The 15630-nt window shown below is 72.6% G+C and carries 9 protein-coding genes; 3 read left to right on the top strand and 6 right to left on the bottom strand.

Annotated features, from left to right (window positions below; all coding sequences use genetic code 11):
• Nucleotides 1-35: 35 nt before the first annotated feature.
• The 5 genes from aceE to IE275_RS28365 form a co-directional block, all read right to left on the bottom strand.
• A complete protein-coding gene (gene aceE / locus IE275_RS28385; protein ID WP_189714285.1) occupies nucleotides 36-2738 on the bottom strand; it encodes a pyruvate dehydrogenase (acetyl-transferring), homodimeric type in 2703 nt (900 codons plus the stop codon).
• Nucleotides 2739-3020: 282 nt separating this feature from the next.
• Nucleotides 3021-3644 (bottom strand): GntR family transcriptional regulator, encoded by a 624-nt coding sequence (locus IE275_RS28380; RefSeq protein WP_189714284.1) that lies wholly within the window; start codon nucleotides 3642-3644, stop codon nucleotides 3021-3023.
• Nucleotides 3645-3859: 215 nt separating this feature from the next.
• On the bottom strand, nucleotides 3860-5638 hold the full coding sequence (sucB, locus tag IE275_RS28375) for a 2-oxoglutarate dehydrogenase, E2 component, dihydrolipoamide succinyltransferase (protein WP_189714283.1): 1779 nt from the start codon (nucleotides 5636-5638) through the stop codon (nucleotides 3860-3862).
• Nucleotides 5639-5697: 59 nt separating this feature from the next.
• Entirely contained in the window at nucleotides 5698-7086 is a 1389-nt protein-coding gene (gene lpdA, locus IE275_RS28370) for a dihydrolipoyl dehydrogenase (protein ID WP_189714282.1), read from the bottom strand.
• A gap of 715 nt (nucleotides 7087-7801) precedes the next feature.
• Nucleotides 7802-9340: a leucyl aminopeptidase gene (locus tag IE275_RS28365; RefSeq protein WP_189714281.1), complete on the bottom strand. Its 1539-nt coding sequence runs from the start codon at nucleotides 9338-9340 to the stop codon at nucleotides 7802-7804.
• Nucleotides 9341-9715: 375 nt separating this feature from the next.
• Between IE275_RS28365 and IE275_RS28360 the strand changes: the two genes are divergently transcribed.
• From IE275_RS28360 to IE275_RS28350, 3 genes are all read left to right on the top strand, one after another.
• Nucleotides 9716-11752 carry a hypothetical protein gene (locus tag IE275_RS28360; RefSeq protein WP_189714280.1) on the top strand — a complete coding sequence of 679 codons (2037 nt, stop codon included), beginning with the start codon at nucleotides 9716-9718 and terminating at the stop codon, nucleotides 11750-11752.
• A gap of 116 nt (nucleotides 11753-11868) precedes the next feature.
• Nucleotides 11869-13392: a GT4 family glycosyltransferase PelF gene (gene pelF, locus IE275_RS28355; RefSeq protein ID WP_189714279.1), complete on the top strand. Its 1524-nt coding sequence runs from the start codon at nucleotides 11869-11871 to the stop codon at nucleotides 13390-13392.
• Nucleotides 13389-14834: a hypothetical protein gene (locus IE275_RS28350; RefSeq protein WP_229870656.1), complete on the top strand. Its 1446-nt coding sequence runs from the start codon at nucleotides 13389-13391 to the stop codon at nucleotides 14832-14834. The genes pelF and IE275_RS28350 overlap by 4 nt, the downstream gene beginning before the upstream one ends.
• Nucleotides 14835-14848: 14 nt before the next feature.
• On the opposite strand, the gene IE275_RS28345 is transcribed toward IE275_RS28350, so the two are convergent.
• Nucleotides 14849-15628, bottom strand: coding sequence for an adenosylcobinamide-GDP ribazoletransferase (locus IE275_RS28345; RefSeq protein WP_189714522.1), 780 nt, complete (start codon nucleotides 15626-15628; stop codon nucleotides 14849-14851).
• Nucleotides 15629-15630: the final 2 nt, after the last annotated feature.

The following is a 15630-nucleotide window of genomic DNA, read 5'->3' as shown; positions in this document are numbered from 1 at the left end:
GCAGTGCCGTGCCCCTTCGACCGAAACGCCGCCCTCTACAGGCCGTAGCGGTCCCGCGCCTCCTTCACCGAGGTGGCCTTGACCTCGCCGCGCCGGGCGAGCTGGGCCAGGGCCGCGACGACGACCGACTCCGCGTCGACGCCGAAGTGGCGGCGGGCGGCCGCGCGGGTGTCGGAGAGGCCGAAGCCGTCCGCGCCCAGCGATGACCAGTCCTGCTCGACCCACTGCGCGATCTGGTCCGGGACCTGGCGCATGTAGTCGGAGACCGCGAGCACCGGGCCCTCGGCGCCCTGGAGCGCCTGACGGACGTACGGCACCCGCTCCTCGCCGCGCAGCAGGGCCGCGTCGGCCTCCAGCGCGTCGCGGCGCAGCTCGGTCCAGGAGGTCGCGGACCACACGTCGGCGGCCACGCCCCACTCCTCGGCGAGCAGCTTCTGCGCCTGGAGGGTCCAGTGGATCGCCGTGCCGGAGGCGAGGAGCTGGATGCGCGGCGCGTTGGCGGCCGGGGAGAGCCCCGCCGACTCCGCCGTGTTGAAGCGGTACAGGCCCTTGACGATGCCCTCGTCGATGCCGAGGCCGGCCGGCTTGGCGGGCTGCGGCATCGGCTCGTTGTAGACCGTCAGGTAGTAGAAGACGTTCGGGTCCTCACCCGGGGCGGCCTCGCCGTACATCCGGCGCAGACCGTCCTTGACGATCGTGGCGACCTCGTAGGCGAACGCCGGGTCGTAGGTGAGGGCGGCCGGGTTGGTCGCGGCGATGACGGGGGAGTGGCCGTCGGCGTGCTGGAGGCCCTCGCCCGTCAGGGTCGTACGGCCGGCCGTGGCGCCGACGAGGAAGCCGCGGCCGAGCTGGTCGGCGAGCTGCCACATCTGGTCGGCCGTGCGCTGCCAGCCGAACATCGAGTAGAAGATGTAGAACGGGATCATCGCTTCGCCGTGCGTGGAGTACGCGGTGGACGCGGCGATGAAGTCGGCCATCGAACCGGCCTCGGTGATCCCCTCGTTGAGGATCTGGCCGTTCTTGGCCTCCTTGTAGTACATCAGCTGGTCGCGGTCGACCGGCTCGTACGTCTGGCCCTTGGGCGAGTAGATGCCCAGGGAGGGGAAGAGGCTCTCCATGCCGAAGGTGCGCGCCTCGTCGGGGACGATCGGCACCCAGCGCTTCCCGGTCTCCTTGTCGCGGACCAGGTCCTTGATCAGGCGGACGAAGGCCATGGTGGTCGCCACGTTCTGCGAGCCGGAGCCCTTGTCGAAGGAGGCGAACGCCTTCTCGGCGGGGGCGGGCAGCGGGGCGAGCGCGTGCGTGCGGCGGGCCGGGGCCGGGCCGCCGAGGGCCGCGCGGCGCTCCTGGAGGTAGCGGACCTCGGGGGAGTCGGCGCCCGGGTGGCCGTAGGGGACCACGCCGTCGACGAACGCGCTGTCCGGGATCGGCAGTTCCAGCAGGTCGCGCATCGTCTTGAACTCGTCCACCGAGAGCTTCTTCATCTGGTGGTTGGCGTTCTTCGACGCGAAGCCCTCGCCGAGGGTGTGGCCCTTGACGGTCTGGGCCAGGATGACGGTCGGCGCGCCCTTGAACTCCACCGCCGCCTTGTAGGCCGCGTAGACCTTGCGCGCCTCGTGGCCACCGCGGGAGAGGTGGAAGCACTCGAGGATCTTGTCGTCGCTCAGCAGCTTCGCCATCTCGGCGAGCGCCGGGTCCTTGCCGAAGAAGTCCTCGCGGATGTAGGCGGCGCCGCGCGTCTGGTACGTCTGCACCTGCGCGTCGGGTACCTCGCGCAGCCGGCGGACGAGCGCGCCGGTGGTGTCGAGCTGGAACAGCTCGTCCCAGGCGGTGCCCCACAGCGTCTTGACGACGTTCCAGCCGGCGCCGCGGAACTGGGCCTCCAGCTCCTGCACGATCTTGAAGTTGGCGCGGACCGGTCCGTCGAGGCGCTGCAGGTTGCAGTTGATGACGAAGGTCAGGTTGTCCAGACCCTCGCGGGAGGCGAGCGCGAGTGCCGCCGTCGACTCGGGCTCGTCCATCTCGCCGTCGCCGAGGAAGGCCCAGACGTGGGAGGCGGAGAGGTCCTTGATGCCGCGGTTGGTCAGGTAGCGGTTGAAGCGCGCCTGGTAGATCGCCGACAGCGGGCCGAGGCCCATCGACACCGTCGGGAACTCCCACAGCCAGGGCAGCCGCCGCGGGTGCGGGTAGGACGGGAGGCCGTTGCCGCCCGACTCCTGGCGGAAGTTGTCGAGGTGCGCCTCGTTCAGCCGGCCGTCGAGGAAGGCGCGGGCGTAGATGCCGGGGGAGGCGTGGCCCTGGATGTAGAGCTGGTCGCCCGAGCCGTCGGCCTCCTTGCCCTTGAAGAAGTGGTTGAAGCCGGTCTCGTACAGCCAGGCCGCGGAGGCGAAGGTGGCGATGTGGCCGCCGACGCCGTGTTTGGCACCGCGGGTGACCATCGCGGCCGCGTTCCAGCGGTTCCACGCGGTGATCCGGCGCTCCATCTCCTCGTCACCGGGCGCGGACGGCTCGGAGGCGGTCGGGATGGTGTTGACGTAGTCGGTCTCGAGCAGCTTGGGCAGCGCGATGCCGTTGCCCTCCGCACGCTCCAGCGTCCGGCGCATCAGGTACGCCGCACGGTGCGGCCCGGCCGCCTTGGCGACCGCGTCCAGCGAGGCCTGCCATTCGGCGGTCTCCTCCGGGTCACGGTCGGGGAGCTGGTCGAGCGCGCTCGGCTGGATGGCGTTGGGGTCGGTCATTTCGCCGCCTTCCTCAGTCGAAGGGGGTTCCCTGTGAGGTGTTTCGGGGGGTGCCCTTGGTCTTTGGCAGGACAGGGCGTGGGGCTCTGGTGCGGTACCGATCTGTGGCTCCGCCACGCGGCCCGTCGGTGACTGTAACCCCCTGATCGATGATCGATCAAAGGGTTCAGGGGCAAAACCTCTCGATTACGAGAAAGTCGGCACGGGGTGCCTTTCGGGCGGGCACCCGGTGCCGCGAATACGGAGGATTTCCGCAGGTGAGCGGGGGTCTGCTCGGCTGTGTCAGGCGCGCGGCGCGCAGCCCAGCACGTGCGCCTTCACCAGTTCCGCGATCCGTGGATCCCGCCGCCGGAACGCCTGCACCAGCTCCTCGTGCTCCTCCGCGTAGGACTGCTGCACGGTTCCCAGCCAGCGGATGGACAGCGCCGTGAACACCTCGATGCCGAGGCCCTCCCAGGTGTGCAGCAGCACGGAGTTCCCGGCCGCCCGCACCAGCTCCCGGTGGAAGCCGACGGTGTGCCGCACCTGGGCGGTGCCGTCCGCGTGCCGGTCGGCCTCGTAGAGCGCGGCGACATGCGGCTCCAGGGCCGAGCAGTCCTGCGCCAGCCGCTCCGCCGCCAGCTCCGCGGCGATCGCCTCCAGACCGGCCCGGACCGGGTAGCTCTCCTCCAGGTCGGCCGCCGTCAGGTTCCGCACCCGTACGCCCTTGTTCGGCGCCGACTCGATCAGCCGCAGCGACTCCAGCTCGCGCAGCGCCTCCCGCACCGGCGTCTGGCTGACCTCCAGCTCGGTGGCGATCCGCCGCTCCACGATCCGCTCGCCCGGCTTCCAGCGCCCGCTGACGATCCCCTCCACGATGTGCTCGCGGATCTGTTCGCGCAGCGAGTGGACGACGGGCGCGGTCATGAGTGCTCCTTAGGGAGGGGCCGCCCGGCCCCGGGGCGTTCGACGTTCAGTAACAATACGGCCGCGAGCGCTTTCGGGAGGGGCGCACAAGGGCGCTTTTACGCAGGTGAGACGAGACTTACACGCCGCTTACGGGCGTGGACGCGGCGCACGGCACGAAGGCCCCCGTCCGGAGAAGCTCCGGACGGGGGCCTTCGTGGTACGGCCGCTGGGGGCTACAGGCCGAGCTCGACCTCGAACTCGCCGGCCTCCAGGATCGACTTCACCGCGGTCAGGTAGCGGGCCGCGTCGGCACCGTCGACCAAGCGGTGGTCGTAGGACAGGGTCAGGTACGTCATGTCGCGGACGCCGATGACCGTGCCCTCCTCCGTCTCGATGACGGCCGGGCGCTTGACCGTGGCGCCGATGCCGAGGATCGCGACCTGGCCCGGCGGCACGATGATCGTGTCGAAGAGCGCACCGCGCGAACCGGTGTTGGAGATGGTGAAGGTCCCGCCGGACAGCTCGTCCGGAGTGATCTTGTTGCCGCGGACCTTGCCGGCCAGGTCGGCCGTGGCCTTGGCGATACCGGCGATGTTCAGGTCGCCGGCGCCCTTGATGACCGGGGTCATCAGGCCCTTCTCCGAGTCCACCGCGATACCGACGTTCTCGGTGTCGAAGTAGGTGATCGTGCCCTCGGCCTCGTTGATCTTGGCGTTGATGACCGGGTGGGCCTTCAGCGCCTGGGCCGCCGCCTTCACGAAGAAGGGCATCGGGGAGAGCTTGACGCCTTCGCGGGCCGCGAAGGAGTCCTTCGCCTGCGCGCGCAGCCGCATCAGACGCGTGACGTCGACCTCGACGACCGACGACAGCTGGGCCTGCTCGTGCAGCGCCTTGACCATGTTGTCGCCGATGACCTTGCGGATGCGGGGCATCTTCACGGTCTGGCCACGCAGCGGGGAGGCCTCCAGCGACGGGGCCTTCTTCGCGGCGGCAGGGCCCGCGGCAGTCGCAGCGGCCGGAGCCGCGGCGGCGGCCTTCGCGGCCTCGGCGGCGGCGATGACGTCCTGCTTGCGGATCCGGCCGCCGACGCCGGTGCCCTTGACGGAGCCCAGGTCGACGCCGTTCTCCGCGGCCAGCTTGCGCACCAGCGGGGTGACGTAGGCGCCCTCGTCGGTGGCCTGCGCGGCAGGCGCGACCGGAGCCGGCGCGACCGGGGCCGGAGCCACCGGCGCGGGGGCCGGGGCGGCCGGAGCCGGGGCGGCGGCGACCGGGGCGGGCGCGGGCGCCGGAGCCGGGGCGGCCGGGGCGACCGGAGCCGGAGCGGCCGGAGCCGGGGCGGCGGCGGGCGCGGGGGCCGGGGCGGCGGGGGCCGGGGCAGCGGCCGGAGCCGCACCCGGGGCGCCGATGACGGCGAGCTTGGCGCCGACCTCGGCGGTCTCGTCCTCGCCGACCGTGATCTCGAGCAGCACACCGGAGGCGGGCGCCGGGATCTCGGTGTCGACCTTGTCCGTGGAGACCTCGAGCAGCGGCTCGTCGGCCTCGACGCTGTCGCCGACCGACTTCAGCCAGCGGGTGACGGTGCCCTCGGTGACGGACTCGCCGAGCGCGGGCAGGACCACGTCCGTGCCGGACGCGCCACCGGCGGGGGCGGCGGCGGGCGCGGCGGGGGCCTCGGCGGCGGGCGCCGGGGCGGCCGGGGCCTCGGCCACGGGGGCCGGAGCCGGAGCCGCGGCGGGCTCGGCGGCGGGGGCCGGGGCGGCGGCGGGGGAGCCGGTGCCGTCGTCGATGACGGCCAGCTCGGCGCCGACCTCGACCGTCTCGTCCTCGGCGACCTTGATGGAGGCCAGGATGCCGGCGGCGGGGGAGGGGATCTCGGTGTCGACCTTGTCGGTCGACACCTCGAGCAGGGGCTCGTCGGCCTCTACGCGTTCACCCTCGGCCTTCAGCCAGCGGGTGACAGTGCCCTCGGTGACGCTCTCGCCGAGCGCCGGAAGGGTTACGGAAACCGCCATGGTTTCGGTTGCTCCTTACGAGTTGCGGAAGTCTGTGTCGTCGCTTCGTCGACCGAGGGTCAGTCGTGCGCGTGCAGCGGCTTGCCCGCCAGGGCCAGGTGGGCCTCGCCGAGCGCCTCGTTCTGCGTCGGGTGGGCGTGGATGAGCTGGGCGACCTCGGCCGGCAGCGCTTCCCAGTTGTAGATCAGCTGGGCCTCGCCGACCTGCTCGCCCATGCGGTCGCCGACCATGTGGACGCCGACCACGGCACCGTCCTTGACCTGGACGAGCTTGATCTCGCCCGCGGTGTTCAGGATCTTGCTCTTGCCGTTGCCCGCCAGGTTGTACTTCAGAGCGACGACCTTGTCCGCACCGTAGATCTCCTTGGCCTTGGCCTCGGTGATGCCCACGGAGGCGACCTCCGGGTGGCAGTAGGTCACCCGCGGAACACCGTCGTAGTCGATCGGGACGGCCTTCAGACCGGCCAGACGCTCCGCCACCAGGATGCCCTCGGCGAAGCCGACGTGCGCGAGCTGGAGCGTCGGGACCAGGTCACCGACGGCGGAGATGGTGGGGACGTTCGTCCGCATGTACTCGTCGACCAGGACGTAGCCGCGGTCCATCGCGACGCCCTGCTCCTCGTAGCCCAGACCCTGGGACACGGGGCCGCGGCCCACCGCGACGAGCAGGACCTCGGCCTCGAACTCCTTGCCGTCGGCCAGGGTGACCTTGACGCCGTCGGCGGTGTACTCGGCCTTCGAGAAGAAGGTGCCCAGGTTGAACTTGATGCCGCGCTTGCGGAACGCGCGCTCGAGCAGCTTGGAGCTGTTCTCGTCCTCGACCGGGACGAGGTGCTTCAGACCCTCGATGACGGTCACGTCCGCGCCGAAGGACTTCCACGCCGAGGCGAACTCGACGCCGATGACACCGCCGCCCAGGATGATCGCGGACTTCGGCACGCGGTCCAGGACGAGGGCGTGGTCGGAGGAGATGATCCGGTTGCCGTCGATCTCCAGGCCCGGCAGCGACTTCGGCACGGAGCCGGTCGCCAGCAGGACGTGGCGGCCCTGGATCCGCTGGCCGTTCACGTCGACGGAGGTCGGGGAGGACAGACGGCCCTCACCCTCGATGTACGTCACCTTGCGGGAGGCGACCAGCCCCTGGAGCCCCTTGTACAGGCCGGAGATGACACCGTCCTTGTACTTGTGGACCCCGGCGATGTCGATGCCCTCGAAGGTCGCCTTGACGCCGAACTGCGCGCTCTCGCGGGCCTGGTCGGCGACCTCGCCCGCGTGCAGCAGGGCCTTGGTGGGGATGCAACCCCGGTGCAGGCAGGTGCCGCCGACCTTGTCCTTTTCGATCAGGGCGACGTCCAGGCCCAGCTGCGCCCCGCGCAGGGCCGCGGCGTAACCACCGCTACCACCGCCGAGGATCACTAGGTCGAAAACGGTGCTGGCGTCGTTCGCCACGTCACGTCCTCCATGCATGTGCGCCGTGCGCCGGTCGTCGCTGACCGCCGGCGGCTGGTGTCCGGCCGCTCTTTCTTCGGCCCTGTGGTGGGGGCCCTGTCCTGCCGACGCCCATCCTCGCACTTGTCGGAGGCCGACGAGACACGGGGCACCTATGTGAGACGCCCCACTGTGCCCACCTCAGGGGCGCGGGGAACTGCGCGACCAGCCACACACGGCCCGCACCCGCCACACGGACGGACGGAACCGAGTGATCAGGCGCACAGTCCCCCGGCCCGGGCGGCTAGGGGGTGTCTCGCCGATCATGCCGGGCTCGCGGGGTCCGGCACCGCGCCTCGCGGCGTTGTCGTCGGTTGCCATGGCTCCACCATGACGCCCTCCTCCGCCTTGCGATGCACGGCACCGGACCCCGCTCCCTGATCCGGCCTGATCGACGAGACACCCCCTAGGGCCTCTCCTTCGGATCTTGCCGGGGTCGCGGGGTCCGGCACGCACTCCCCCAGAGGGGGGACCCCCAGCGGCGTTGTCGTCGGTTGTCAACGTCCCCCAGCCTCCGGCCGGGGGTGCCCCCACCGCGTTGCCGCCCTCCTCCGCCTTGCAGCTGCACGCTCCCCCACTCTCGGCTTCGCTCGAGCGGGAGGGGCCCCCACGACCCCGCTCGGCCGCGCCGGCAAGTACCCGTGGACCGGAGCCGGCCTGATCCGAAAGAAAGGCCCTAGCCCAGCTCACCCGCCGCGGTCAGCTCCGCGAGCCGCACCAGCGTCCGCACCGCGGAACCGGTGCCGCCCTTCGGCGTGTACCCGAAGGGGCCGCCCTCGTTGAACGCCGGGCCCGCGATGTCGAGGTGCGCCCAGGTGATGCCCTCGCCCACGAACTCGCGCAGGAAGAGCCCGGCCACCAGGCCGCCGCCCATCCGCTCGCCCATGTTCGCGATGTCCGCGACGGTGGAGTCCATGCCCTTGCGCAGGTGCTCCGGCAGCGGCATCGGCCACGCCGGCTCGCCGACCTCCTCGGCGGCCTCGTACACCGCGGTACGGAACGCCTCGTCGTTGGCCATGACGCCGAAGGTCCGGCTGCCCAGCGCCAGCATCATCGCGCCGGTCAGCGTCGCCACGTCGACGATCGCGTCCGGCGCGTCCTGGGAGGCGGCCCACAGCGCGTCGGCCAGCACCAGCCGGCCCTCGGCGTCGGTGTTGAGCACCTCCACCGTCTTGCCGCTGTACATGCGCAGCACGTCACCCGGGCGGGTGGCGGAGCCGGAGGGCATGTTCTCGGCGAGCGCCAGCCAGCCGGTGACGTTGACCTCCAGGCCGAGCCGCGCGGCGGCGACGACCGCTGCGAACACCGCGGCGGCGCCGCTCATGTCGCACTTCATCGTCTCGTTGTGCCCGGCGGGCTTCAGCGAGATGCCGCCCGAGTCGTAGGTGATGCCCTTGCCGACGAACGCGAGGTGCTTGCTCGCCTTGGCGGACGTGTACGACAGCTTCACCAGACGGGGGGCCGACGCCGAGCCGGAGCCGACGCCCAGGATGCCGCCGTAGCCGCCCTTGGCGAGCGCCTTCTCGTCGAGCACCTGCACCTTGATGCCGTGCTCCTTGGCCGCGGTCTGCGCGAGGGCGGCGAAGGCGGCCGGGTCGAGGTCGTTCGGCGGCATGTTGATGAGGTCGCGGGCGCGGTTGAGCTCCTCGCCGACGGCGGTGGCGCGGGCGAGCGCGGCCTTGTGGGCGGCGTCGCGCGGCTTCCCGCCGAGCAGGGCGGCCTCGGCGAGCGGCGCCTTGCCGTTCTTCGCCTTGGGGGCCTTGGCGCTCTCCTTGTAGGTGTCGAAGGAGTAGGCGCCGAGCACCACGCCCTCGGCCACCGCGCCGATGTCGCCGGCGTCCGTCAGGGGCAGGGCGAAGGCGGCCTTCTTGGAGCCGGTGAGGGCGCGCGCGGCCACACCGGCCGCCCGGCGCAGCGCCTCGCCGTCGAAGGAGGAGTCCTTCTCGGGCTCCGCGCCGAGCCCCACCGCCAGCACGAGCGGTGCCTTGAAGCCGGCCGGGGCGGGCAGCTTCGTCACCTCGCCTTCGGCGCCGGAGGCCCCGAGGGTTTCCAGGAGGCCGGCGAGCCGGCCGTCGTACGCCTGGTCGACGGCCTCGGCGCCCGGGGCGACGACCGGCTTCCCGGACCCTGAGGCAGAGCCCTTGGCGACACCGATCACGATCGCGTCGGCCCGCAGGCCGGGCGCCGCGGCGGTGCTGAGAGTGAGAGCAGTCACGGTGGTGAAATCTCGCTTCCGATGTGGAGTTGCTGTGGCCGGAATGTGGTGGGTCGACCGGGCCCGGGAGCCGACCCTAGATCCGGGCCGAGGGCGCGCTCGCCACCGGGGTCGGTCCCACCGGCGCGGCGAACCGCTGTGACGAACCCCGCAACGAGCGTACGCGTGCCAGCGCGTTCGCTCATGCACGCGAGTGTTCACCTGTCAGTGGCGTCGTAGCCACTTCTCGACCTTCACACTCCATGACCTGAGTCACACTCGTCGGGTTCCGGCGAGGAGATCAACTCGCCGATCCGCACGATTTCCACGGATCTCCGCCCTCAGGGCACAGCCATGCCCGCGCGCGGAGATCCATTTCTGGGGGAGGGACACACCATGGCGCACCGTGCGCGCAGATGGAGGAAGGCCACGAACGCCGCCGCTTTCGTGGCGGCCGCGGGGCTGACGGCGCTGAGTCTGGGGGCGGCACCCGGCGCGTCGGCCGCGGCGACACCACGGATCGACCTGAGGGTCCTGGTGGTGGACAACGGGGACAGCCCCGTGCAGGCGATCACCGCCCAGCTCAGGAGCACCGGCATCCCGTACACGACGATCGATCTGAACGACGCGAGCCGGCCGACCGTGACCGCGGCCTTCCTCGCGGACACCGTGGGCGGGACCCCGAGGGCCAGGTTCCAGGGCGTGGTGCTGCCCAACGAGGCACCGTTCGGGGCCGGTTCGGCCGAACAGACCGCCCTGGAGGCCTACGAGCGGACGTACGGGATCCCGCAGGTCGACGCCTACACCTGGGCGCACCCGGAGGTCGGCCTGGAGTACGCCACGTACAACGGCTCCCTCGACGGGCAGGCGGCGTCGATCACCACGGCCGGCAAGGCAGGCTGGTTCGGCTACCTCGACGGCGGACTCACCTTCGAGGACAACTCGCCCACGATCGGCGAGAGTTACGGCTACCTGGCCGCACCCCGCGCCGGGTTCACCAGCTATGTCGACGCGCCCGTGCCGGGGGGCACCGGCACCGGCAGCCTGGTCGGCGAGTACGCCCACGACGGCCGCCGCGAACTGGTGGTGACGTTCGCCTACAACCAGTACCAGCAGCAGTTCCGGCTGCTGGCCCGGGGCATCGTCGAATGGCTCACCCAGGGCATCCACCTGGGCCAGGCGCGCAACTACTTCGCGGTGCACGTGGACGACGTCTTCGCCCCCGACGCCCGCTGGGACGCCGAGCGCAACTGCACACCCGGCGACATCGACTGCGTGGGCGGCGGCGAGGAGGGCACCCCGATCCGGATGACGGCCGCCGACGCGGCCTACGCCGCCCAGTGGCAGCAGGAGCACGGCTTCACCATGGACATGGTGTACAACGCCGGCGCCGGGGAGGAGTGGAAGACCGAGAACGGCGGCACCGACCCGATGGCCGACCGGCTGCTCGCCGACAAGGCCCGGTACCGCTGGATCAACCACACCTACACGCACCCGTTCCTGGGCTGTGTGCAGGACACCTCCACCGTGCCGTGGAGCTGCGCGAAGAACACCGCCGGCGCCACCCAGTACATGAGCCGCGCGGACATCTCCGCGCAGATCCGCGACAACAACGACTGGGCCGCCGCCAAGGGCCTGCCGATCGACCGGACCGAGCTGGTCACCGGCGAGCACTCGGGCCTGAAGACGCTGCCGCAGCAGCCGAACGACAACCCGAACCTGTCCGGCGCGCTCTCCGACAACGGCGTCAAGTGGATCGCCTCGGACAACTCGCGCGAGCCCGACCAACGTGCCGTCGGCAAGGCGCTGACCGTGCCGCGCTACCCGATGAACGTGTACTACAACACGGGCACCGAGGCCGAGATGGCCGACGAGTACAACTGGATCTACACCTCCGCGGCCGACGGCGGCAGCGGTGTCTGCGAGTCCAACGCGGCCTCCACGTGCCTCGCCGAGCCGCTGGACCCGGCCACCGGCTACGACACGTACATCGTCCCGCAGGAGGCCCGCACCGACCTGGGCCACGCCATCGGCAACGACCCCAGGCCGCACTACGCCCACCAGTCCAACCTGGCCGAGGACCGGCTGCTGTACCCGGTGATGGAGAAGGTGCTGGGCGACTACAAGGCACTGTTCGCGGACAACACCCCGCTGGAGAACCTCCGCCAGTCCGCCATCGGCACCGAACTCCAGCGCCGCGCCGCCTGGCAGGCCGCCGTCGCCGCCAACAAGGTGACCGCCTACCGGATCGGCACCACCGTCACCGTCACCGCGCCGTCCGGGACACAGATCCCGGTGACCGCGCCGGAGGGGACGAAGAAGCAGAACCTCATCGGCGGCGCGGTGTTCGGCACCCCGTACGCGGGCGCCCGCTCGGCCTGGGCCACCCCGGCCGCGCTCCAGTCCGCGCTCACGCTGAAGCTGCCCTCGTAGGGCCTCACCACGGGCGCACCCCGGTCCATGACCGCCGGGGTGCGCCCCCACGGGCCCGCCCCCACCGGGCGGGCCCGGCCATGCCAACGGCTGTTCCATCAGGGGGGAATCCGCGCATGCCGCGCACCGGCCGTCATGTCACCATGCTCACCGAAGGCACCTATCCACTCGTCCACGGCGGGGTCAGCACCTGGTGCGACCAGCTCGTCAAGGGCATGCCCGAGGTCGACTTCCACATCGTCTCGCTCTCCGGCAGCGGCCGCGAACCCGTCACCTGGGAGCTGCCGCCCAACGTCCGCCGCCACACCTCCGTGCCCACTTGGGGACCGCGCCCCGGCCGCGGCCGGCCCCCGTACGGCAGGGACCTGCGCCGCTTCGTCGACACCTACGAACGCCTCCTGCTCTCCTTCCTCGACCCCGAGGCCTTCTGCGACTTCGGCGAGAACCTCTACGAGCTGGCCGAACTCGCCCGCGCCGGACGGCTGTCGGCGGCCCTGCGCACCGAGGCCGCGCTGCGCTCCCTGATGTGGATCTGGACCATGCCGCACGTCCCCACGGCGGCCGCCGGCCCGACCGTGCACGACGCCCTCACCGCCACCGACCTGCTGGAACACGCCCTGCGCCCGCTGGGCGCACGGATCGGGACCGACACCGTCGCGCACGCCGTCAGCAGCGGACTCGCCACCCTCCCCGCGCTCGCCGCCCGCCACTTCGACGGTGTGCCCTTCCTCCTCACCGAGCACGGCATCTACCTGCGCGAGCGCTATCTGGGCCAGCGCCAGGAACCCCAGCGCTGGCCGGTGAAGGCGTTCATGCTGGGCTTCCACCGCGCCCTCAACACCCTCGGCTACCGGGCCGCCGACCTCATCACCCCCTGCAACCGGTACAACCGCCGCTGGGAGGAGCGCGGGGGCGCCGACCCCGGCAAGATCCGTACGGTCTACAACGGCGTCGACCCGCACGCCTTCCCGCACGCCGGACCCGAACCCGACGTCCCCACCCTGACCTGGTGCGGCCGCGTCGACCCCATCAAGGACCTGGAGACCCTGCTGCACGCCTACGCCCTGGTCCGCGCCGAACTCCCCGACACCCGCCTCAGGCTGTTCGGCCCGGTCCCGCCCGGCGGCGAGGCCTACGCGACCCGGCTGGCGAAGCTCGCCGCCGAACTCGGCGTCACCGACGGCGTCACCTTCGAGGGCCGGATCACCGAGGTCCGGCGCGCCTACGCGGCCGGCCACGTCGTCATGCTGTCGTCGATCTCGGAGGGCTTCCCGTTCTCCCTCATCGAGGCCATGTCCTGCGGCCGTACGACGGTGTCGACCGATGTCGGCGGCGTGCGCGAGGCCGTCGGCGACACCGGCCTGGTCGTCCCGCCGCGCGAGCCGGAGAAGATGGCCGCCGCCGCCCTGACCCTCCTCAAGGACCACGAGCGGCGCCTGAGACTCGGCGAGCTGTCCCGGCAACGGGTCATCGACCGGTTCACGCTCCGCCGTTCGGTGGACAACTTCCGCACGATCTACCAGGAACTCGCCGGCCTCCCCGAGGTCTACGAGCCCGCGGTCGAGACGGTCGACGACTGGACCGCCGAACTCCGCGACCCGTGGTACGCGGCCGTGGCGACGGACGGGACCGACTGGTGAGCCGGGACACCACCAGGCTGCCCGCCGTCCCCCGGCAGCGCACCACGACACCCTCCTGGGCCGCCCCCGACCCCGTCGACGCACTCGCCGGCCACCTCGACGACGTCGTCTCCGCCGCCGTCCACCCCGACGAGATAGCCGCCCTGCTGGAGTCCGACGGCCTCTCCGACGACCAGATCCGCGAACGGTACGGGGTGAAGAACTCCTTCGCGCTCGCCGAGGCCCTCTACGCCCGCGTCCCGCGCCGCCACCCCGAACCCGGCACCCCGCCGCACGACCCCTGGCGGGTCGGACCGCTCGCGTGTCTGCTGCGCGGCCTGGTCTTCGCGCTGCCCGGCTTCGCCTATGTGCTCGGCGCGCCCCTGCTCGCCGGCCCGCCCGACGGCGACGGTCTCCCGGCGGGCACCGTCCCGCTGCTGGCCGGTGCCCTGTTCGGCTGGACCTGGAACCAGGGCCTGTCCCACCGGGCCTACGTCCGGCTGGGCCTGGGCGACCGCCCGGCGGCCCGCCGCGGTCTCCTCGTCGGGGCTCCGGTGGGCGCCCTGCTCGGCGCGCTCACCGCGTCGGCCTTCGCCGGGACGGCGAGCGCGGCCGCCGTGGCCTTCGCCGCCGGCCAGTCCTGCTACCTCGGCGCCTCCACCACCTTGCTGGTCCTCGGCCGCGAACGCGCCCTGCTGGCCGCCCTGGCACCGATGACGGCGGGCGCCCTGGCGGCGATGGTCCACCCGCTCCCGCAGGCCGCGAGCCTCACCCTGCTGCTGGGCTCCCTGGCGGCGGTCGTGCTGCTCGCCCTGCGGGAGGTGGTGCCCGCGCCGCCGGGCCCCGGCGGCCGCTTTGCCCCCGGCACCCGGCAGGGCCCCCGCCCGGCGGCCTCCCTGCCGTACGCCCTGTTCGGCCTGGGCAGCGGCGCCCTCGTGCTGTACGCGGCCCTCGGGGACGTCCTCGCGGGCGAGGAGCACAGCGCGCTGGCCGCGCCCGCCGCCGTCGCGCTCACGCTCAGCATGGGACCCGCCGAATGGCTGCTGTACCGCTTCCGCAGCGGCAGCCTGACCGGACTGCGCACCACCGGCACCACGGGCGCCTTCCGGCGGGCGGCGCTGCGCACGGGCGCCGAGTGCCTGGCCGCCTACCTGCTCGCCCTGCTGGCCCTCGGCCTGATCGCCACCGCGCTGTGGCCGCACGCCCCCGCACTGACCGCCGTACGCCTCGCCGATCTGCTGCTGCTCGGTGTCGTCCTGTGGACCGGGCTGCTGCTCCAGTCCTTCGGCGCGGTCCTCGGCACGGCCGCCGTCTGCTGCGCGGCGGCCCTCGTCCAGACGCTCGCCCTGCTCACCGGCCCGGCCGACCCGCACGTGGTGGCCCTCACGGTGTATGCCACGGCGGCCGTCGTCCAGGCCCTGCTGGTCCGCACCCTGCTGGGCCGGGCGACCGCCCACCGGTGAGACCGGGGAGCCCGTCAGCTCCCCAGCGCCGACACGATCAGCGCGGTCGTCGCCGCCGTCTCCGCCAGCCCGCCGAACACGTCCCCGGTGACCCCGCCGAAGCGGCGTGTGCAGTGGCGCAGGAGGAGTTCGGCGGCGCCGAGCGCGAGGACGACCGCCACGCCCGTACGGACGGCGCCGTCCGCGCCCGGCAGGCCGCCCCAGGCCGCCGCCGCCAGGACGCACCCGGCGGCCACGGCCAGCGCGCCCGGTACCGGCACCACCCCGGCGACCGCCGCGCCCAGCCCCTCCGGCCGGGCGGCCGGCACCCCGGCACGGGCGGCCAGGGTGAGCGCCAGCCGGGCCGCGACCGCCGAGGCGAGAGCCGCGACCGCTCCCCGGGTCCAGGAGTCGTCGTAGAGCTGCGCGAGCGCCCCCACCTGGGCGAGCAGCACGAACACCAGCGTGAGCACCCCGAACGGGCCGATGTCCGACTGCTTCATGATCCGCAGCGCGTCCTCGGCGGGCCTGCCGCTGCCCAGACCGTCCGCGGTGTCCGCCAGCCCGTCCAGATGCAGACCACGGGTGAGCACGGCGGGTACGGCGGCGGAGGCCACGGCGGCCAGCAGCGGGCCCGCGCCCAGGAACAGCAGCAGCAGACCGAGGCCGGCCGCGGCGCCGCCCACGACCAGCCCGACCAGCGGTGCGGCCAGCATGCCGCCGCGCGCGGCCGCACGGTCCCAGCGGGTCACCCGCACCGGGAGCACGGTGAGTGTGCCGAAGGCGAAGCGGAGGCCGTCGAGCGGCGGGGTCATGG

This window comes from Streptomyces phaeofaciens (assembly GCF_014648915.1).
Lineage (GTDB): Bacteria > Actinomycetota > Actinomycetes > Streptomycetales > Streptomycetaceae > Streptomyces > Streptomyces phaeofaciens.
Note: the sequence above shows the minus strand (reverse complement) of the source record. Positions and strands in the feature narration are given on the sequence as shown.